The sequence below is a fragment of the Stenotrophomonas sp. PvP093 genome (assembly GCF_017876915.1).
In the GTDB taxonomy this organism is placed as follows: Bacteria; Pseudomonadota; Gammaproteobacteria; order Xanthomonadales; family Xanthomonadaceae; genus Stenotrophomonas; species Stenotrophomonas muris.
On record NZ_JAGIOX010000004.1, the window covers coordinates 768,323 to 788,683 of the forward strand.

Here is a 20,361-nt window from a genome sequence, read left to right on the forward strand (position 1 = left end):
AGGCTCCTTGGCAAAGGGTCAGGCGGCGAGGGGATACAGGCCGAACAGCAGGCTGCCGACCATCAGCAGCATCGAGATGGCGATGGCCCACTTCAGGGTGAACTTCTGGTGGTCGGCGAATTCGACCTTGGCCAGGCCCACCAGCAGGTAGGTGGACGGCACCAGCGGGCTGAGCAGGTGCACCGGCTGGCCAGCCAGCGAGGCGCGCGCCATTTCCACCGGAGTGATGCCGTAGTTGCCGGCGGCCTCGGACAGGATCGGCAGCACGCCGAAGTAGAACGCGTCGTTGGACATGAAGAAGGTGAACGGCATCGACGCCACCGCGGTGATCACCGCCAGGTACGGGCCCCACGACTCCGGAATCACCGCCAGGAAGCTGTGCGACATCGCTTCGACCATGCCGGTGTTGTTGAGGATGCCGGTGAAGATGCCTGCGGCGAAGATCAGCGACACCACCGACAGCACGTTACCGGCGTGGTTGACCACGCGGCGGCGCTGCTCGGCCAGGTTCGGGTAGTTGATCACCAGGGCGATGGCGAAGCCGACCATGAACAGCACCGGCATCGGCAGCACGCCGATGATCAGCGCGGTCATCAGCGCCACCGTCAGGGCCAGGTTCACCCACAGCAGCTTCGGCCGTTTGATGTCCTCGGCGTCTTCCACGGTCGGCAGCGGATTGCTGTCATCGGACACGCTGTTGTCCATCCAGCTGCCGCCCTTGGGCAGGGTCACCACGCCGAGGCGACGGCGTTCCTTCAAGCCCAGGTACCAGGCCAGCAGCAGCACGCCGGCACAGGCGATCACCATTGACGGGATCAGCGGCACGAACACATCGGCCGGGTCCACGTGCAGCGCAGTGGCCGCGCGTGCGGTCGGGCCGCCCCACGGGGTCAGGTTCATCACGCCGCCGGCGAGGATGGTCACGCAGGTCATGTTCAGCGCGTTCATGCCCAGCCGCTGGTACAGCGGCAGCATCGCCGAGACGGTGATCATGTAGGTGGTCGAACCGTCGCCATCGAGCGAGATCAGCATCGCCAGCACGGCGGTGCCAAGCACGATCTTCATCGGATCGCCCTTGACGAAGCGCAGGATCACCCGCACCAGTGGATCGAACAGGCCGGCATCGATCATCACCCCGAAGTAGAGGATGGCGAACATCAGCATCACGCCGGTCGGCGCGATCTTCTTGATGCCCTCCAGCATCATCTCGTCGATGCCGGCACCGAAGCCACCGATCAGCGCGAACAGGATGGGAATGGTGATCAGGGCGACGAGCGGCGACAGGCGCTTGCTCATGATCAAGTACATGAACGTAATGACCATGCCAAAGCCGAGGATGCTCAGCATCATCTGCGGACTCCTTGCGAAAACAGGACGTGGGGAGTGGAAGGGGCCGGGCGCCGCGCGCCCGGAATGTCAGGCCTAGAAGTCGTACTGCAGGCGGCCGGTGACCGCGCGGGTGCGGTCCACCGTGACCCCGGCCAGGCGGTCGCGGTTGCGGCTTTCGATCACGTTGAGCATGAAGCGCAGGTTGTCGCGCAGGTACCAGTTGCCGCCCAGCGTCCAGGCTTCGGTGCTGCCGCGGCGCAGGTCCGGCGCGCCATCAAGGTGCTGCGCGCCCCACATCTGGTCGTAGCGCAGCGCCACTTCGAATGCACCGGCCTTGTGGCGGATGTCCTTCACCCGCGCGAAGCGTCCGGTCTTGCGGTCATAGGCGCGGCTTTCGCCGGTGACGAACCAGCTGAGCATGCCGTAGGCGGCCATCACGTCGCCGCGCTGGGCGCCGTCATCGAAGGTGGCGCCACTGAACTCGCCCTGCCACGACAGCGGGCCGCGCACCTGCGCGTATTCCAGCGACCACTTGTTGACGTCGGTATCGCGGCCGGCGGAGAAGTCGACCAGGGTCAGGCGGCTCTCGTCGGACAGGTGGCCGGCCGGGCGCGGGCGGATGCGCAGGCCGGGCACGCCATTGGCGCCGGGGTTGTCGTACGCCTCGCGGGCCAGCGACAGGCCCAGGTGCAGCACGTCGCCGTCGCTGGGCGAGGGCGCCCAGGTGACGCGACCACCCGCCGCGCGACCCTTCACCTGCCAGGCGTCGATGCTCTCCAGGCTGTAGAGGCTGGCCGCCCAGGTGAAGTCGCCCGGGTTGGCCTGCCAGGACGCACCCAGGCGGTACAGCGGCGCCAGCGTGGTGCCGGCGTTGCCGCGCTCCAGGAAGCTGCCGTAGTTGGAGCTGGTACGGTCATCCAGCGAGAAATACTGCTTGAACTGGCCCACGGTCAGCTTGCCCGCCTTGCCGAAGCTGCGGGCCAGGTAGACATCCTTGGCCTCGACGCGGTCGCCGGAGAAGTCGGCTTCCAGCTTGTAGTCGACCACGAAGAACTTGCCGGACACATCGACCCATGCACGGCGGATCTCGGTGTCATCCTTGTTCGGCGTTCCGCGGTTGTCGTTGTCGAAGGTGGCGAAGTCCAGGTGCAGGCGGCCACCCAGGGTGGCGGTGACCGGACGGTCGTCTTCGGCGGCGAAGGCCGGCACCGACAGGACAGCCAGCGCCATCATGGCGGCAGGACGCCGCCAGGCAAACGTGAATTCCACAAACCCTCCCAGGTGCGCGCCAGGCGCGCGGCAATCGTGGGCACCGGACGGTGCGCGGCCGCAGTCTGGGTCGGGCAAGCTGTCATCGTCCTGTCAACGGATTGTGCGGTGCAGCGAAAAGCACAGGCCGCTGGGCTCGCCGTGCCGCGCCCGGCGAGCCCAGCGGCGGCATGCGGTAGCATTCGGTTCCCCTCCCACGCGAGTGCCCATGCGCCTGCTGCTGGTCGAAGACAATCCGGATCTGGCCGATGCGATCATCCGCCGGATGCGCCGCAGCGGGCACGCCGTGGACTGGCAGGCCGATGGCCTGGCCGCTGCCAGCGTGCTGCGCTACCAGAGCTTCGACCTGGTGGTGCTGGACATCGGCCTGCCCAAGCTCGATGGCCTGCGCGTGCTGGCCGGCATGCGCGAGCGCGGTGACAGCACGCCGGTGCTGATGCTGACCGCGCGTGACGGCATCGAAGATCGCGTGCAGGCGCTGGATGTGGGGGCCGACGACTACCTGGGCAAGCCGTTTGATTTCCGCGAGTTCGAAGCGCGCTGCCGCGTGCTGCTGCGGCGTGCGCGCGGCCAGGCCAGCGAAGTGGTGCAGATTGGCGGCTTCCAGTTCGACAACGCGGCGCACCGGGTCAGCCTCGACGGGGAGCCGATCGAACTGCCCAATCGCGAGTACCGCCTGCTGGAGATCCTGGTCGGCCGTCTTGGCCAGGTGGTCGGCAAGGACGAGATCGGCAACGGCCTGTTTGGTTTCGATGACGAAGCGGGCCCGAATGCCATCGAGTTGTACGTTGGTCGCCTGAGAAAGAAGCTGGCGGGCGCGCCGCTGCGCATCACCACGGTGCGTGGCGTCGGTTACCTGCTGGAAGCCAGCGATACCCATGCCGACGCCGATGGCTGACACGCGTGCTGCGACTGCGGCGCCGGGTTCGCTGCGGCGCACGCTGCTGCTCTACCTCGGCGTGCTGCTGGCGGTGTTCGCGGTGGCCCTGCTGTTCGCCGCGCGCGATTACGGCCAGCGCGCCGCCAACCGATCCTACGATCACCTGCTGGTGTCCTCGGCGCTGTCCATTGCCGATTCGGTGGCCCTGGTCGACGGCCAGTGGCAGGTCGATCTGCCCTATGCGGCGCTGGACCTGCTGGCGATGGCGCCGGAGGACCGCGTGTTCTACCGGGTGGCCGACAGCCGCGGCACGCTGATCACCGGCTACGGTGATCTGCCGACACCGCCGCGCAGGCCCGGTACCCAGCCGCAGCTGTTCGACGCCCCCTACAGCGGCGAAACCGTGCGCTTCGTGGTGGTCGGCCGCAGTTTCGCCGCGGCCTCGGCACAGGGCGAGGTGCAGGTGCAGGTGGGCCAGACCCGGCGCGCGCGCGAAGCCGTTGCGCAGGACATGGTCAATCGTGCATTGCTGGCGATCGGTGTGTTGTCCGGGCTGCTGCTGGCGCTGGTGGCGTTCGGCGTGCATCGTGCGTTCCGGCCGCTGGTGCGGGTGGAGCGCGAGCTGTCGCGCCGCGAGCCGTCCGACCTGAAGCCGCTCGATGCCCGCGTGCCGCGCGAGATGGACCAGATGGTGGCCGCGTTGAACCGCTTCATGGAACGCCTGTCCAGCAGCAACGAGACACTGCGCGCGTTCATGGCCGAGGCCGCACACCAGATGCGCACGCCACTGGCGGCATTGCGAGCTCAGGCGCAGTTGGCGCTGGATGATGACGATCCTGAGGACATGCGACGCAGCCTGCAGGCGATCGAGCGCAACGCCACGCATATGAGCCGGCTGCTCAACCAGCTGCTCAGCGATGCCAGCGTGATCCATCGTTCGCACCTGCAGCGCTTTGCGGCGGTGGATCTGGCCGAGACCGTGCACCAGGCGTTGCATGAAGCACTGCCGCAGGCAAGCCCGGCACCGCGCGTGCAACTGGCGATGACTGCCGAGCCGGTGCAGGTGCATGGCGACGCGCTGCTGCTGCGCGAGGCAATCAAGAACCTGGTCGACAACGCGTTGAAGTACGGCGGCGACGGCCCGTTGCAGATCGCGCTGACCGTGGAAAGCGGGCAGGCCGTGCTGACCATCGCCGACCATGGCGCAGGCATCGCGGCTGCCGATGCCGTACGCGTATTCGAGCGCTTCGCGCGTGGCGAAGGCGCGCCATCCGGCGGTGCCGGGCTGGGCCTGGCCATCGTCAAGCGGGTGGTCGACAGCCACGGCGGCCGCATCGACCTCAGCAACCGCCCGCAGGGCGGGCTGATCGCCACCATCCGCCTGCCACGGAGCAGTCCATGATCCGCCTGTTTGCCACGGCCGTTGCCCTGCTGCTGGCCCTGCCGGTGCTGGCCGCGCCCGGCGATGTGCGTCGTTTTCCCGCACAGGGGGCGGCCACCGCGCAGCTGCGCATCCACGGCACTACCGACATCGAAGTGTTCGCGGTGGTGATTGCCGATTACCAGCGGCTGCACCCGGGCACCGAGGTGGTGTACGAGGACATCATCACCCAGGACCTGTACGCGCGTTACCTGCACGACCGCGGTGGACCGGCATCGCCGGACCTGCTGATCTCCAGCGGCATGGACCTGCAGACCAAGCTGGTCAACGATGGCCACGCGCTGCCACATCGCTCGGCGCTGACCGCTGCGCTGCCAGCCTGGGCGCAGTGGCGCAACGAGGCCTTCGGCATCAGCTACGAGCCGGTGGTGATGGTCTACAACACTCGAGCACTGCCGTCGGCAAAGGTGCCGCACACGCGCCGCCAGCTGCTGGACCGGCTGCGTGCCGAAGGTGCACCGCTGCGCGGCAGGGTCGGCACCTATGACATCGAGCGCAGCAGTGTCGGCTACCTGCTGGCAACCCAGGATGCGCAGCGCGGCAGCATCGCCGGCGCGCTGCTGGGGGCGCTCGGCGACAACGACGTAGTGCGCGAAGAGCGCACCGGCGTGCTGCTGGACAAGGTGGCCAGCGGCGAGCTGTCGCTGGTCTACAACGTGCTTGGTTCCTATGCGCAGGCACGTGTCGATGCCGGCGCGCCACTGGCCATCGTCGAGCCTGAGGACTACACGCTGGTGGTGCTGCGTACCGCGGTGATTCCGCGTACCGGCCCACACCCGGAAGAAGCGCGGCGCTTCCTCGACTACCTGCTGTCGCCCCGTGGCCAGCAGGTGCTGTCGCGCGAGGCGCGGCTGATGCCGATCGTGACCGGCAACGCACGTGGCGACGATGCGCCCGGCCGCAGCCGGCGTCCGATCCAGCTCGGCCCGGGCCTGCTGGTGTACCTGGATGCGCTCAAGCGCCGCCAGTTCCTCGATGCCTGGCGCAGCAGCGTCGAGCCGGCGGGGCGCTGAGGCTCCGGCCTGCCCGTACAATGGCGGCATGAGCGAATACACCATCCTGATCGCCGACGACCACCCGCTGCTGCGTTCGGCGGTGGTGCAGTCCTTGCGGCAGAGCCTGCCGCTGGCGCAGGTGCGCGAGGTGGCCAGTGCCGATGCGCTGGCCGAGGCGCTCGACGCACAGCCGGACGTGGACCTGGTGCTGCTCGACCTGACCATGCCCGGCGCGCACGGTTTTTCCGCGCTGCTGCACGTGCGCGGCTCGCATCCGGACATCCCGGTGGTGATCCTTTCCTCCAACGACCATCCGCGGGTGATCCGCCGTGCCCAGCAGTTCGGCGCCGCCGGTTTCATCCCGAAGTCCGCGCCGGCCGAGACCATCGGGGAGGCCGTGCAGGCAGTACTCGATGGCGGCCTGTGGTTCCCGGCGATGGCCGCCGAGCGTTCCGAGGCCGATGCACTACTGGCCAGCCGCCTGGCCCAGCTGACCCCGCAGCAGTTCCGCGTGCTGCTCTGCCTGGCCGACGGCCTGCTCAACAAGCAGATCGCCTACACCCTGGGGCTGGCCGAGAACACGGTGAAGGTGCACGTCACCGCCATCCTGAAGAAGCTCGAGTGCCACAGCCGCACACAGGCGGCGGTGCTGGTGAAGGCGCTGGAGCCCGAGGGCGACGCCGGCATCGGGCTGTAGTTTCCAGCCAACGGCGCAGCCCCTCGTGGGTGGACACGTAGAGCAGTTCATGGGTGAGGCCGGGCAGATGGACTGCACAGGGGCCGCTGCAAGTACATCCATGTAAGCTCGGTCGCCGCATCCATGCGGCTCACGCCCCTGCGCAGCCCACCTGCCCGGCCACGGACAGGTTCCGTGCGCATCCACCCACGGAAGAGAAAAGAAGATCAAAAGCAAAGGCAGCCTGACAGGCCGCTTTTTGCAGAGCCGAGCCCACGCTCGGCTGCTTTCTGGCCGGTCCGTGAAGCCGAGCATGGGCTCGGCTCTACACGAGCAAGCGCAGCGCGCGACCCGCTTTTGATCTTATTTTCTTCTCCGTGGGTGCAGGCCACCGAAATCTGTCGGAGGCCGGTCGGGTTGGGTGCGCGGGGGTGTCAGCCGCATGGGCCCGAGGCATGCCTCGGGCGGGTTGGGCAGGACGCCCAACCCCGGTCTTGCCGTGTGCGCAGGACAGCGCACACGAGCAAGCGGCTGCCAAGCCTCCAGGGACGGATTCACGGCGTCCCCCGCGCACCCAACCCGACCGGCCCACCCACGGCTTCTGCTTTCCGCGACCAACCAGACACCACCCACGAGGGGCTGCGCCGTTGGCTGGAAACTACCCGCGATGGCGGATCAGCAACTGACTCATCAGTGCCCGCAGCGCCGGCGGCTTCACCGGCTTGGCCATCATCCCCCAGCCGCGTTCGGCGGCCATCTCACGCAATCCCGCATCGCGCTCGGCAGTAACCAGCACTACCGGCGGGCGGGCCTGCCACAATTCGGCCAATGTCTCGTACAGCACCGGCCCATGGTGATCGCCCATGCGCACATCCAGCAGCACCAGCTCCGGTACTGCGCCTGTTGCTGCCAGCTGCAGCGCCGCCTGTGGGCCATCGGCCAGCGCCACCTCGCAGCCCCAGCGCTCCAGCAGCGCGCGGCTGGCCGCGCACACGTGCGGATCGTCGTCGATCACCCACACCCGGCGACCGCGAAGCGGGTTGTCCGCCGCCGGTTCCTGCACCAGCACCGGCACGGGAGCAGTAGCGGGAATCGCGCTGGCTTCGCCGAACGGCACGCCCACCGCGAACACGCTGCCCTGGCCCAGCTGCGAGCGCAGCCGGATCGGATGTCCAAGCAGGCGACCGATGCGATCGACGATGGCCAGGCCAAGGCCGGCGCCGCGCTGCTGGCCGTCGTGCAGGCGGCGGAACTCCTCGAAGATCTCGCCCTGCAATGCGTCGGGAATGCCGGGGCCCTGGTCGTGCACCTCGATCCACAGCATGCCTTCACGGCGACGGCAGCCGAGCAGCACGCGGCCGCGTTCGCTGTAGCGCAGCGCGTTGGACAGGAAGTTCTGCAGGATTCGGCGCAGCAGGGCTTCATCGCTGACCACCACCGCATCGGTATCGACCCAGTCGACCACCAGGCCACGCGACTGTGCGGCGATGCCGAATTCGCGCGCCAGCGTCTGCAGCAAAGGCCCGAGCCGGAACGCCTGCACTCGGGTCGGCAGGCTGCCGGATTCCAGGCGCGCGATATCCAGCAGGCTGTTGAGGATCGCATCCTGCGCGGCCAGCGCAGCATCGATGTGGTCCGCAGTCTGCTGCTGCGCCGGGTCGCCCAGCTTGCCGCGCAGCACCGAGACGAACATGCGCGCCGCGTTGAGCGGCTGCAGCAGGTCGTGCACGGCCGAGGCGACGAATCGCGTCTTGTAGCGGTTGGCCTGCTCGGCTTCGCGGCGTGCTTCTTCCAGGTCATGGGTGCGCTCGGCGATGCGGTGTTCCAGCGCATCGGCCAGCGAGCGCAGTTCGCGCGCGGCGTTCTTGTAGCTGGTGATGTCGGCATAGCTGGTGACGAAGCCGCCGTCGGGCAGCGGGTTGCCGCGGATTTCCAGCACGGTGCCATCGTCTTTTTCGCTCTCGCGCATGTGCGGGCGGCCGCTGCGCAGGTGGTTCAGGCGGCGCTCGATGGCTTCATCGACCGGGCCCGGACCAAGCAGGCCACGGCGTGCGTTGAAGCGGAACAGTTCCTCGATCGGCCGGCCGACGCGAACCAGGTCCTGCGGGAAGCGGAACAGTTCCAGATAGCGCGAATTCCACGCGACCAGGCGCAGTTCGCGGTCGATCACCACCACGCCCTGCGGCAGGTGTTCGAGGCTGCGGCTGAGGCCGCTGTCGGCATCGGTGGCGGCCTGCAGCAGGCCATCCTGCGCGGTACGCAGTTCCTGTGCATGCTGCTTGAGCAGGGTTTCCAGCTCGCGGCGGCTTCGCAGGCGATGCTTGGCCAGTCGCCGGCGCTGCTGCACGAACAGCACCAGGAAGCCCAGCGCCAGCCATGCAGCGCCACCGGTGAGTGCTGCGGCGCGGCCGGCGCCGGTGGCGGCACTGGCATCGTGCAGCAGGTGCAGGTTCCAGCCTTCGGCGGGCAGCGGCAGGCTCTGCCACAGCATCGGCTGCGGCAGCGCCGGATCCAGCAGGCGCACCATGCGGCCGCCATCGGCCAGCACGTCTTCGGTGCGTGCGCGCAGGGGCTGCAATGCGCGGTCGGCGTACTGGCGGGCGTCCAGCATCTCGCGGCGCTCATCGGCTCCCAGCGGGCGCAGCAGCCGGTAGCGCCAGCTGTCCCGGTTGGCCAGGAACACCACGTCGTGGTCGTCGCTGGCCAGCACCACGTCCGGGCTGCTCAGCCATTCCTGTTCCAGCGCGGACAACTCGACCTTGATCACCACCACGCCCAGCCGCTTGCCGTCTTCTTCGATGGCCTGCGAAAGGTAATACCCGGGCACGCCGGTGGTCATGCCGATGCCGTAGAAGCGGCCACGGCCCTGCGCCAGCGCCTGGCGGTAGTAGGGGCGGTAGCTGTAGTTCTCGCCGACATTGGTGGTCGGCTGGTCCCAGTTGCCGGCCGCCACCGCCACACCGTCGTGGCCGACCAGGGTCAGGGTCGAGGCACGGGTGACTTCGTTGGCGCGTTGCAGCTTGAGGTTCAGCCGCTGCCGTTCGCTGGGCGAGGGCGGCACGCGCAGTGCATGCAGCAGATCCGGGTCAAGTGCCAGCACCTGCGGCAAGGTGCCGAAGCGGTCGATGCGCTGTTGCAGGCCCTGGCCATACAGCTGCAGCTGGCGTTGCACCTGGCTGCTTTCCTCGCCGAGCGCGCGCCGCCAGGCGTAATGACCGGCGGCGACCGCGCACAGCACGGTACCGCCGACCATCACCAGCAGGGTCAGCAACAGCATCCGGTGGCGGCTGAGCCAGTACATGGCGGCAGTCTACGCAGGGCCGGCGGGCGTGGCGTGCACGCCCGCCGGGGTCTGACGTGGAAGGGGTCAGAAGTGCATCTGCGCGCGCAGTTCGAAGATCTCCGGCGTGCTGTGCACGCCACGACGGCTGGCGTCGACCTTCACGTAGTTGGCCTGGAACTTGAAGTGGCTGGTCAGGTACCAGTTCGCGCCCAGCGTCAGGTCGTGCTGGCGGCCGCCGAGGATGCTGCCATCGTCCAGGTCGAGACGGCTGTATCGGGCCAGCAGTTCGACCGCGCCGTAGTTGTGCGCCGGCTTGATGTTGGCCACCGCGCCGGCGTTGTACGGGCGCGATTCGCCGGTCAGCACCCAGCTGGCCATCGCGTACTGGCCACTGCCGGTGTAGTCGGGCTTGCCGTCATGACGGGTGACCGTAGCGCGCAGCGCTTCGGCCTGCAGCGAGAACGGGCCCCGGATCCAGATGCCTTCCAGGCCGGTGCGGCGGATCTGGTCGGCAGTGACCAGCGCACCGGAATCGACGTAGCGGATGTCGGTCAGGCCGGCTTCCGGGCGCGCGCGCAGGCGGGCGCTGGCCTCGTGATGCACGTCGCGGCCATCGCTGTAGCCACGCGGGTTTTCCTGTGAGTAGGCCAGGCCCAGGTGGATCACATCGCCTGGTGCCTTCACCGGCGTCCACACCGCACGCACCGCCTGGGTGGTGCCGGGGTTGTCGCCCTGCAGGTCCTTGCCGCCATAGGCCCCGGCCTGCAGCAGGTACTGCGGGCGCTCCAGCACCCACTCCACGCCGGTGCGGCGGCCTTCGTAGAAGGCCTGCACCGGCAGCGAGGTTTCCAGGAAGCTGCCGGCACGCGAAGAGGTGTTCGCATCCAGGCCGACCGGGGTCTTCATGTAGCCGAAGCGGAAGCGGCCGACGTCACGGCCGAAGAAGGCCTTGCTCTCGAAGCGCACGAACACGTCCAGCCAGGTATCGGCCTGGAAGTCGTAGTAGACCATCGCATCGTAGACGCCCTTCTTTTTCAGCGTCGCGCCGAATTCCTTGCGGCGCACGGCATCGTCGTCCTCGAGGCCACTGGCCGAGGAGAAGTCATTGTAGTCGTAGGCGATGTTGGCGGTGGCCGCCAGCTCGGTGCCATCACCGAAGGTGTACTTGGTCGGCCAGTTGTCGAAATCGGCGGCCGAGGCGAAGGCGGGAAGGGCGGCCAGCGACAGGGCCAGCAAGGTGGGATTCGGGCGCATGTTGGGTGCGGCTCTCTCAGATTGCGTGTGGACAGGACATCAACGGCCGGAAGGGCCGGAACTTTCGCAAAGACTCACCCAGCCGTTCAGCCCGGGCCACCAGCCTCCCCGGGATCGGGCGGTGCGGCGCCAGTGTAGGCACCTGTGCCACCTGAACCGGGAGGCTAGTACCAATAGGTTATCTGCGCTGGCGTGCCTGGCGCGTACAAAGGCGTCCATTGGTCGCACCTCCTGTGCGTGCTGCACAGGGCCTGCGATCAGTTTCCACGGTAACGGTTCCCGTGCAGCTCCGGGGCCGTACGTGCCTGAAAACGCCCCTTCCGGAGTCCGCCATGCACATCCCGACCGCAGCACCGGTGCCTGCAAAGCCGTTGCCGATCTATCGCCAGCTGTACTTCCAGGTGATCGTGGCGATCGTCCTGGGCGCCATCCTCGGCCATTACGAGCCGTTGATCGGCGAGAAGATGAAGCCGCTCGGTGATGCCTTCATCAACCTGGTGAAGATGATCATCGCGCCGGTGATCTTCCTCACCATCGTCACCGGCATCGCCAGCATGACCCACCTGCGTACGGTGGGCCGGATCTTTGCCAAGGCGATGGCGTACTTCCTGTTCTTCTCCACGCTGGCGCTGATCGTCGGCATGATCGTGGCGCACGTGGTGCAGCCCGGCGCCGGCATGAACATCAACCCCGCCGAGCTGGACCAGACCGCGGTGCACAGCTACGTCGAGAAGTCGCACGACCTGACCCTGGTCGGCTTCCTGATGGACATCATCCCGAAGACGCTGCTCAGCGCGTTCGTCGACGGCAACATCCTGCAGGTGCTGTTCGTGGCCGTGCTGTTCGGCATCGCGCTGGCGATGGTGGGCGAGAAGGGCAAGCCGGTGCTGAACTTCCTGGAGGCGCTGGTCGCTCCGGTGTTCAAGCTGGTGCACATCCTGATGAAGGCCGCCCCGATCGGCGCCTTCGGTGCGATCGCCTTCACCATCGGCAAGTACGGCGTCGGATCGCTGATCAACCTGGCCTGGCTGGTGGGCTCGTTCTACCTCACCGCCTTCCTGTTCGTGGCGGTGATCCTCGGCGTGGTCTGCCGCCTGTGCGGCTTCTCGGTGTTCAAGCTGGCGCGCTACCTGAAGGCCGAACTGCTGCTGGTGCTCGGCACCTCGTCGTCGGAGTCGGCGCTGCCGTCGCTGATGGAGAAGATGGAACGCGCCGGCTGCAGCAAGTCGGTGGTGGGCCTGGTGGTCCCGACCGGCTACTCGTTCAACCTGGACGGCACCAACATCTACATGACCCTGGCGGCGCTGTTCATCGCCCAGGCCACCAACACCGAACTGACCCTGGGCCACCAGATCGCCCTGCTGCTGGTCGCCATGCTCAGCTCCAAGGGCGCGGCCGGCGTCACCGGCGCGGGCTTCATCACCCTGGCCGCCACCCTGGCCGTCGTGCCGGAAGTGCCGGTTGCCGGCATGGCGCTGATCCTGGGCGTGGACCGCTTCATGAGCGAATGCCGCTCGCTGACCAACTTCATCGGCAATGCCGTGGCCACCGTGGTGGTCTCGCGCTGGGAAGGCGCGCTGGACCGCAACCGCCTGAAGCTGGCGCTGGATGGCCGCGAAAGCGAACTGCCGCCGCCGGTCGATGCGCTGCCCGAGGCACTGCCGGCCAAGGGCTGATCCAGGTGTGTGGTACCGCGGGGCCGGTCACGACAGTGGTACGGCCCCGCGGCGTTTCAGGGCGTCCCATGGCTGTCATGGGCAACGCCGAAGCTGACATCGCGGTACCGTCGCATACGGCACGGAATTGTGCGGTCGCAGCATGCTTGCGACAGGATAGCGACAGGTCCGGACGCTCCAACGGGGGTATCATCCCCTGTCCCTTCTGCCCATTCATGTAACCCACATCGATGTCCAACGAAGATTTCAAACAGGCCGCCCTCGATTACCACCGGATGTCCCCGCCGGGAAAGATCAAGGTTTCCGCTACCAAGCCCATGCTGACCCAGCGCGACCTGTCGCTGGCGTATTCGCCGGGCGTGGCGTACGCCTGTGAAGCGATCAAGGCCGACCCGCAGCAGGCCAGCGAGCTGACCGCCCGCGGCAACCTGGTGGCGGTGATCTCCAACGGCACCGCGGTGCTGGGCCTGGGCAACATCGGCGCGCTGGCCGGCAAGCCGGTGATGGAAGGCAAGGGCGTGCTGTTCCAGAAGTTCGCCGGCATCGATGTGTTCGACATCGAAGTCGACGAGACCGACCCGGACAAGCTGGTCGACATCATCGCCTCGCTGGAACCGACCTTCGGCGGCATCAACCTGGAAGACATCAAGGCGCCGGAATGCTTCGTGGTCGAGCGCAAGCTGCGCGAGCGCATGAAGATCCCGGTGTTCCATGACGACCAGCACGGCACGGCGATCATCGTCGGCGCGGCGGTGCTCAACGCCATGGCGATCACCGGCAAGAAGATCGAGGACGTGAAGCTGGCCACCACGGGCATGGGCGCAGCCGGCATTTCCTGCGTGAACATGCTGGTGCAGCTGGGCCTGAAGCCGGAAAACATCCTGGCCTTCGACCGCGAGGGCGTGATCCACACCGGTCGTACCGACCTGGATCCGGAAAAGCAGCGCTATGCGCGCGACACCGACAAGCGCACCCTGGCCGAGATCGTCGACGGCGCGGACATCTTCCTGGGCCTGTCGGCGCCGGGCATCCTGACCGCCGACATGGTCAAGACCATGGCGCCGGATCCGGTGATCTTCGCACTGGCCAACCCGACCCCGGAAATCATGCCGGAACTGGCGCGCGCCGCCCGTCCGGACGCGATCATCGGCACCGGCCGTTCGGACTACCCGAACCAGGTCAACAATGTGCTGTGCTTCCCGTACCTGTTCCGTGGTGCGCTGGACGTGGGCGCCACCGCGATCAACGAGGAAATGAAGATCGCCTGCGTGCGTGCCATCGCTGCACTGGCCCGCCGCGCCGCCACCGACATGGGCTCGGCCTATGGCGGTGACACCCCGAGCTTCGGCCGTGAATACCTGATCCCGCGTCCGTTTGACCGTCGCCTGCTGGTGGAGCTGTCGGCCGCCGTGGCCCAGGCCGCAATGGATTCGGGCGTGGCCTCGCGCCCGATCGACGACATGGGCGCCTACCGCGACAAGCTGGCCCAGTTCGTCTACCGCACCAGCCTGATGATGAAGCCGGTCTACGACCGCGCGCGCAGCGACAAGCAGCGCGTGGTGTACGCCGAAGGCGAAGAGGAAGTGGTGCTGCAGGCGGTGCAGAACGTGGTCGATGACGGCCTGGCGCACCCGATCCTGATCGGCCGCCCGGAAGTGATCGAGTCGCGCATCGAACGCCTCGGCCTGCGCCTGAAGATCGGCGAGAACGTTGAAGTCACCAACATCAACGATGACCCGCGCTTCAACGAATACTGGCAGTACTACCATGGCCTGACCGGCCGTCGTGGCGTGACCGTGGCCGCGGCGAAGAACCTGATGCGTTCGCGCCCGACCCTGATCGCAGCAGTGATGGTGGCGCGCGGCGAAGCCGATGCGATGCTGACCGGCATCGTCGGCCGCTTCCACAAGAAGCTGGGCTACGTGCGCAGCGTGCTGCCGCTGGAGCCGAAGGTCACCTCGACCTCGGCGATGACCGGCGTGATCAACCAGCAGGGCGTGTTCTTCTTCGTCGATACCCACGTGCAGGAAGACCCGACCGCCGAGCAGCTGTGCGAAGCGACCCTGCAGGCGGCCTACCGCATGAAGTTGTTCGGCATCGAGCCGAAGGTCGCGCTGCTGTCGCACTCCAACTTCGGCAGCCACGATTCGAAGGACGCGCTGAAGATGCGCCAGGTGCGCGAGCTGCTGCTCAAGCGCAACCCGCGCCTGAACGTGGACGGCGAAATGCAGGGCGACACCGCATGGGATGAAGCGCTGCGCCAGAAGCTGCTGCCGGGCTCGACCCTGCAGGGCCGCGCCAACCTGTTCGTGCTGCCGAACCTGGAAGCGGCCAACATCGCCTACAACCTGGTGCGCGTGTTCACCGATGGCGTGGCGATCGGCCCGATCCTGATGGGCGTGAACAAGCCGGTGCACATCCTGACCACCAGCGCCACTTCGCGCCGGATCCTGAACATGACCGCGATCGCGGCGGTCGATGCGCAGATCCGCAAGCAGCTGGAAGCGGAAAAGAAGGCATAAGCCTTCTTTCCCACTTCCGCTGCCCACGCATTCTTCCTCTACCCCCGCCTTCGGCGCACCCCTTCAACAAGAAGGGGCTCCTGGTCGGAAGAATGATGGCGCTGGCGCGGCTGGACGTCGGCGCAAGTGAAAACACCGGGCATTGCCCGGTGTTTTCATTTGCCGCAACGGCCGCCGAACCTGCCACAGGCGCTACGCCGCCCGGTCATTTCCCTGCAACGCCGTTGCGGCCCAATACGCCCACGCGGCCCGGCCGTGGGAAGGGACCGGACCGGCCTTCCCACCCTGGGCCCGACCAACTTTCATGGGCGAGGGTGTCATGCGTAATCGAGTCACGCGGCGATATTTCCAGCAGCTGTTCGCGCTGTACGCCGGTTTCGTGCAGTCGCGCTGAGGCGTAGAAAGCAGCGAGGTAGAGTCGACCGTTGGTCGACTATCGCGCGAAGCGCGGGGTTTTCGGGGGCTGTACGAAAGTCAGTCGACTAACAGTCGACTCTACCCAGTCGCCCCAATTCCCAGTTGACCAGCCAGTCAGCGCCGCTTGCCGCGGCGTGCAGGGGCCGGCGGCGGTGCATCCGACCGCGGCTTGGCGTACTGGGCCCACAGTGCGGGCAGTGCCTTGCCGGTGTGCTTCTGCCACAGCGCCGGTGCATAGCGGCCATCGCGCAGGGCCGTGTCCAGTGCCAGCACCAGGCCCGGGTGTTCGGCGTCGGCCCATTTCAGGAACGCACCGGTGACCCGGTAGCCGCTGTCGAAGTTCTGACCCTTCTCGACCTTGCCCGGCAGCGACCAGCCCGCGGCGGCATTGTCCATGCCGTAGCGGTCGCGTGCGTAGTCGGCGATGCCCTCCACCAGCCAACCCGGCACCCGTGCGTCGCCATGGCCCGGATAGCCCTGCACGATGTGCATGGCCTCATGGGTGACCAGGTCGATGTCGTTGGGGTGCTGCGCCAGCCAACCCGGATTGATGGTGATCGTTGCCGCCTGGTCCTTGTCACCGACGAAGGCGATCCCGGTGTAGGCCGGATCGATCACGATGCGCACCATCGATGGCGCGGCCGGGTGGAAGTCCGCACGTTCGCGCAGGTAGGCGAAGTAGAACGTATCGATCACCCGCTTGCGCTGCGGCGCGGCCAGGGCGCCACGGGCGTCCTGGTAGTTCAGCGTCACGCCGTCGCGGGTCAGCTGCGCATCAAAGGCCTGGGTCTGGCCGAAGCTGGAGAAGGAAAGGGCAACAAGGGCCAGAGGCAACAGACGGTAGCGCATAGGGCTCATTGTACGGCGCTGGGCGCCAACAGTTCGATCTCCGCCAGCGGCAGCCGGCCCGGCGCGGCCAGGCGCAGCCGGTACTCGCTGTAACGACCGGGTCTGGCGATGCGGAACGGACGGGTCTGGCGGGCAGACTCGAAGGCTTCGCCGCTGCGCTGGTCGAGCACGGTCCAGTGGCCGTTGCCATTGCGCGCTTCCAGCGTCCATTCGCCGCCCTGGATGCGGCCGTCACCGCTGGTCAGCGTATACATCGTCGGCGTGCCATTGCTCAGGCCGGTCAGTGCGATGGTCGCGCCGCCACCCAGGCCGACGGTGGTGGCCGCATCGTCATCGACCAGCGCCGGCAGGGCGCGGCCATCGGCCAGTGTTGCCTTCGCGCCGCTGCCGAGCAGGTCGTGCAGCAGCTGCGGGCGCTGGCCACGGGCGGTCAGCGAGCGCGGCACGTCATCCACGCCGCTGCCCCAGCGCGACGGCTGCGGGCCCATCACGAAGTCCAGCGTCGCGCCCCTGGCGATCAGCTCGTGCGGCACCCAGGTCTTCGTCCAGGGCGTGCCGTTGATCTTCAGCGACTGCACGTAGACGTTCTCTCGCGAATTGTTGGCCGCGTTCACGGTCAGCACCGCGCCGCCCTGCAGTTCCACCCGCGCGTGGCGGAAGGCCGGCGAACCGATCACATACTCCGGGGCGCCCATGCGCAGCGGGTACAGGCCCAGCGAGGCCAGCACGTACCACGCCGAGGTCTCGCCATTGTCCTCGTCGCCCGGATAGCCCTGGCCGATCTCGCTGCCGACGTACAGCCGCGACAGGATCTCGCGCACATGCTGCTGGGTCTTCCACGGCTGCCCGGCGTACAGGTACATCCACGGGATGTGGTGCGCCGGCTGGTTGCTGTGCGCGTACATGCCCATGCGCACGTCGCGCGCCTCAGTCATCTCGTGGATGGTGCCGCCGTAGGAACCGGCCAGTGCCGGGTCCGCGGTTTCCGGCGTGGCGAAGAAGGCATCCAGTTTCGCCGCCAGCTTGTCGCGGCCACCGTACAGCGCGGCCAGGCCTTCGCCATCGTGGGCAGCGGTGAAGGCGAAGGTCCAGCCATTGGACTCGGTGTAGTCGTGGCCCCACACGCGCGGGTCGTAGTTCTTCGCGTCCACGCGCCACTGGCCATCGGCAGTGCGGCCCTGGAAGAAGCCGGCGGCCGGATCGAACATCGTCGTGTAGCTGGCGGCGCGATAGCGGAAGTAGTCGGCCTCTGTGCTGTAGCGCTCTCGTGCGGCCGGCGTGGTCGCACGCTTGGCCAGCGCGTCGGCCATGTTGGCGATGCCGAAATCATTGAGTGCGCCTTCCATCGTCCACGACATGCCTTCATGCACGTCCGCGCTGGCGTAGCCACGGAAGGTCGAACGGTCCATGCCCTTGCGGCCGACATGGCGGTCGGGCGGGACCACGGTCGCGTTCTTCAGCGCGGCGGCGTAGGCCTCGGCCGGATCGAAACCGCCGATGCCCTTCAGCCACGCATCGGCGAAGGCCACGTCCGAGCTGGTACCGACCATCAGGTCCGCATAGCCCGGCGACGACCAGCGTGCGATCCAGCCGCCGGCGCGGTACTGCTCGATGAAGCCCTGCACTAGCTGGCCGGCATCGTCGGGCGTGAACAGTGCATAGGCCGGCCAGGTGGTGCGGAAGGTGTCCCAGAAGCCGTTGTTGACGAACAACTTGCCATCGCGCACGCCGGCGTAACTGCGGGTCGCGCTGCCTTCGGTGTTGTCATCGCTGGCGCTGGCCTGGTTGGCGTAGCGCCACTCCGGTGCGGCGGCGCTGCCCACGTTCTCGTGGCCGGAATTCGGGTACAGGTACAGCCGGTACAGGCTGGAGTACAGCGTGGTCTTCTGGTCGTCGCTGGCATCGCCGATGTCGAAGCGGGCCAGGCGCGCGTCCCACGCGTCCTGTGCGCGGCCGGCCACGCTCTCCAGCGTATCGGCGGCGGCGATTTCCAGTGCGAGGTTGTGCCGCGCCTGCTCCACCGAGATCAGCGAGGTGGCGATGCGCATCGTCACCCGCCGCTCGCTGCCGGCATCGAACTTGATGTAGCCGGTCGGGCGCCCGGTGTCGAGGCGGCCGCTGCTGCGCCAGGGCTTGTCGAAGCTGGCCACCACGTACATGCGGCTGGCGCCGTTGGAGAGGCCGCTGCGCGTATCGGTGTAGCCCGACAGCGTCTGTGTGGCGGCATCCAGAGTCAGGCCACCACGTGCATCGACGTTGTCGAACAGCAGGTTGGCGTCACCGCCTTCGGGAAAGTCGAAGCGGAACAACGCGGCATGATCGGTCGGCGCGATGGTGGCAGCGATGCCGTTGTCGAAGCGCACGTCGTAGCGGTAGGGGCGCGCGCTTTCATGGCGGCGATCGAACGACAGCGCGCGCTTGCGGCGGTCGGCCTCCGGCACGCCACGGCTGGCCGAGGGCATCACCTGGAAGGTCTGGCGGTCACCCATCCACGGGCTGGGCTGGTGGCTCAGCGCAAGCGCCTGCAGCTGCGGGCGGTTCTGTGCGTCGTTCTGTTCGTTCCAGCGGTACAGCCAGTTCAGTGCGCCGGCATCGGTCACCGGGGTCCAGAAGTTGAAGCCGTGCGGCACCGCCGTGGCCGGGAAATTGTTGCCGCGCGAGAAGGTGCCGTTGGCCTGGGTGCCGCGGGTGGTCAGCACCCAGTCGGAGACGCGCTGTGGCTGCTGCCGCGGCTGTGCGTCCAGGCGCACGTCATCAATCCAGCCAGAGACCGGCGCGCCCTCGGCACTGGCCACCTCCAGCTCGATCGCCACCACGCGGCGGCCCTTCAGCGTGGGTACGTCGCCCAGCCGCACTGCCTTGCGCGCCCACTGTTGCGGGTACAGCGTCTTCGATTCGCCCTGCGCGCGTGCGCCGATCGCCACCCCATGCTGGTCGCGCGCCGCACCGGCCGACACGCGGCTGCCATCGTCCAGCAGCAGGTCCAGCGAGACATAGGTCGAAGCGACGGTGTCCTTGCCGACGATCTCCGGCAGCACCAGCCACGACAGCGTGGTATCGGCCTCGATGGGCAGGTCGGCCTTGAACAGTTCGCGCCGCGCGCTGCCGCCTTCGCTGCTGTAGCGCAGTGCATGCAGGCCGCTGTAGCCGGCGTTGCGCTTGGCCGCGTAAGGCGCCGCAGGGCCGTTGCCGATCGTGACCTGAAGTGCACCCGCGGCCTGCGTCGGGGCAGGTTCGCCGGGCTCGAACGAGGTCTGCAGCCCCTGTGCCAGCACCGGCATCGCAGTGGTCGCACAGGCCAGGGCCAGGGCGAGTGGAAGCAGGGCGCGGCGCGGATCGGACAGGGTCATGCAAGGGTCTCCCGGAAGGGCTGGCGGCGGGCAGAACCCGCATCGGCGGACACCACGGACAGCATCGCTCCGCCCGCCAGGCTGGCAGTGGAAGAGGCGATGCCGGTCCGGTGGGGGCGGGCCATGCGATCGGGTTGGATTGGGTGGGTCGGGGTGCGACCTGGCCCGATCCTGCAACAGCCGTCGCGCGCTGGCAAGTGCCATTTAGTTCGATCCAAATGCGGGAAATATCGCTGGAGTCGATTCTGGCGAGCGAACCTGCCGGAACGACCGCGAAATCCCCGGCGCCGCCGCCGCCCGGCGTGCGGCGGGGAGATGCGAGGCATCGGCGGGAGCGCGCAAAGGCCCGTTGTGGCGCAATGTCGGTGCGGCCCAGATGCTAGAATCACAGGCCTCGCAACCCGTTCACCGACATCCGCC

The 20,361-nt window shown here is 67.7% G+C and carries 12 protein-coding genes; 6 read left to right on the top strand and 6 right to left on the bottom strand.

Translation table 11 applies throughout. From position 1 onward, the window contains the following. Nucleotides 1-18 precede the first annotated feature (18 nt). Nucleotides 19-1,347: a CitMHS family transporter gene (locus tag J3A72_RS06240; RefSeq protein ID WP_012481220.1), complete on the bottom strand. Its 1,329-nt coding sequence runs from the start codon at nt 1,345-1,347 to the stop codon at nt 19-21. 75 nt (nt 1,348-1,422) lie between these two features. Continuing rightward, entirely contained in the window at nt 1,423-2,562 is a 1,140-nt protein-coding gene (locus J3A72_RS06245) for a porin (RefSeq protein ID WP_032956563.1), read from the bottom strand. Between the two features lie 244 nt (nt 2,563-2,806). Here J3A72_RS06245 and J3A72_RS06250 point away from each other — a divergent pair, with 244 nt between their 5' ends. The 4 genes from J3A72_RS06250 to J3A72_RS06265 are packed head-to-tail and all read left to right on the top strand — an operon-like array spanning nt 2,807 to nt 6,611. Next, entirely contained in the window at nt 2,807-3,496 is a 690-nt protein-coding gene (locus J3A72_RS06250; RefSeq protein ID WP_005419188.1) for a response regulator transcription factor, read from the top strand. Next, on the top strand, nt 3,489-4,880 hold the full coding sequence (locus J3A72_RS06255) for a sensor histidine kinase (RefSeq protein WP_075076357.1): 1,392 nt from the start codon (nt 3,489-3,491) through the stop codon (nt 4,878-4,880). The genes J3A72_RS06250 and J3A72_RS06255 overlap by 8 nt, the downstream gene beginning before the upstream one ends. Then, entirely contained in the window at nt 4,877-5,932 is a 1,056-nt protein-coding gene (locus J3A72_RS06260) for an ABC transporter substrate-binding protein (RefSeq protein ID WP_075076343.1), read from the top strand. Before J3A72_RS06255 ends, J3A72_RS06260 begins: the two co-directional genes overlap by 4 nt. A gap of 28 nt (nt 5,933-5,960) precedes the next feature. Further along, nucleotides 5,961-6,611 (top strand): response regulator transcription factor, encoded by a 651-nt coding sequence (locus J3A72_RS06265; protein ID WP_014648360.1) that lies wholly within the window; start codon nt 5,961-5,963, stop codon nt 6,609-6,611. A 637-nt stretch (nt 6,612-7,248) separates the two neighbouring features. Here the strand turns inward: J3A72_RS06265 and J3A72_RS06270 are convergent. Both J3A72_RS06270 and J3A72_RS06275 read right to left on the bottom strand, forming a co-directional pair. Then, nucleotides 7,249-9,891 carry a PAS-domain containing protein gene (locus J3A72_RS06270; RefSeq protein ID WP_075077181.1) on the bottom strand — a complete coding sequence of 881 codons (2,643 nt, stop codon included), beginning with the start codon at nt 9,889-9,891 and terminating at the stop codon, nt 7,249-7,251. A 66-nt stretch (nt 9,892-9,957) separates the two neighbouring features. Continuing rightward, a complete protein-coding gene (locus J3A72_RS06275; protein ID WP_032959491.1) occupies nt 9,958-11,127 on the bottom strand; it encodes a porin in 1,170 nt (389 codons plus the stop codon). Nucleotides 11,128-11,459: 332 nt separating this feature from the next. Between J3A72_RS06275 and J3A72_RS06280 the strand changes: the two genes are divergently transcribed. Together J3A72_RS06280 and J3A72_RS06285 are read left to right on the top strand one after the other, a co-directional pair. Then, nucleotides 11,460-12,803, top strand: coding sequence for a dicarboxylate/amino acid:cation symporter (locus J3A72_RS06280; protein WP_075077182.1), 1,344 nt, complete (start codon nt 11,460-11,462; stop codon nt 12,801-12,803). Between the two features lie 230 nt (nt 12,804-13,033). Continuing rightward, nucleotides 13,034-15,325, top strand: coding sequence for an NADP-dependent malic enzyme (locus tag J3A72_RS06285; protein ID WP_014648356.1), 2,292 nt, complete (start codon nt 13,034-13,036; stop codon nt 15,323-15,325). Between the two features lie 531 nt (nt 15,326-15,856). On the opposite strand, the gene J3A72_RS06290 is transcribed toward J3A72_RS06285, so the two are convergent. Both J3A72_RS06290 and J3A72_RS06295 read right to left on the bottom strand, forming a co-directional pair. Further along, a complete protein-coding gene (locus J3A72_RS06290; RefSeq protein ID WP_032959489.1) occupies nt 15,857-16,600 on the bottom strand; it encodes a basic secretory protein-like protein in 744 nt (247 codons plus the stop codon). Then, a complete protein-coding gene (locus J3A72_RS06295; protein ID WP_075077183.1) occupies nt 16,597-19,941 on the bottom strand; it encodes a GH92 family glycosyl hydrolase in 3,345 nt (1,114 codons plus the stop codon). Before J3A72_RS06295 ends, J3A72_RS06290 begins: the two co-directional genes overlap by 4 nt. Nucleotides 19,942-20,361: the final 420 nt, after the last annotated feature.

Excerpts from the sequence above, each read along its gene's own strand:
- J3A72_RS06240 (WP_012481220.1), bottom strand. The coding sequence starts at position 1,347 with ATGCTGAGCATCCTCGGCTTTGGCATGGTCATTACGTTCATGTACTTG.
- J3A72_RS06245 (WP_032956563.1), bottom strand. The coding sequence starts at position 2,562 with ATGATGGCGCTGGCTGTCCTGTCGGTGCCGGCCTTCGCCGCCGAAGAC.
- J3A72_RS06250 (WP_005419188.1), top strand. The coding sequence starts at position 2,807 with ATGCGCCTGCTGCTGGTCGAAGACAATCCGGATCTGGCCGATGCGATC.
- J3A72_RS06255 (WP_075076357.1), top strand. The coding sequence starts at position 3,489 with ATGGCTGACACGCGTGCTGCGACTGCGGCGCCGGGTTCGCTGCGGCGC.
- J3A72_RS06260 (WP_075076343.1), top strand. The coding sequence starts at position 4,877 with ATGATCCGCCTGTTTGCCACGGCCGTTGCCCTGCTGCTGGCCCTGCCG.
- J3A72_RS06265 (WP_014648360.1), top strand. The coding sequence starts at position 5,961 with ATGAGCGAATACACCATCCTGATCGCCGACGACCACCCGCTGCTGCGT.
- J3A72_RS06270 (WP_075077181.1), bottom strand. The coding sequence starts at position 9,891 with ATGTACTGGCTCAGCCGCCACCGGATGCTGTTGCTGACCCTGCTGGTG.
- J3A72_RS06275 (WP_032959491.1), bottom strand. The coding sequence starts at position 11,127 with ATGCGCCCGAATCCCACCTTGCTGGCCCTGTCGCTGGCCGCCCTTCCC.
- J3A72_RS06280 (WP_075077182.1), top strand. The coding sequence starts at position 11,460 with ATGCACATCCCGACCGCAGCACCGGTGCCTGCAAAGCCGTTGCCGATC.
- J3A72_RS06285 (WP_014648356.1), top strand. The coding sequence starts at position 13,034 with ATGTCCAACGAAGATTTCAAACAGGCCGCCCTCGATTACCACCGGATG.
- J3A72_RS06290 (WP_032959489.1), bottom strand. The coding sequence starts at position 16,600 with ATGAGCCCTATGCGCTACCGTCTGTTGCCTCTGGCCCTTGTTGCCCTT.
- J3A72_RS06295 (WP_075077183.1), bottom strand. The coding sequence starts at position 19,941 with ATGACCCTGTCCGATCCGCGCCGCGCCCTGCTTCCACTCGCCCTGGCC.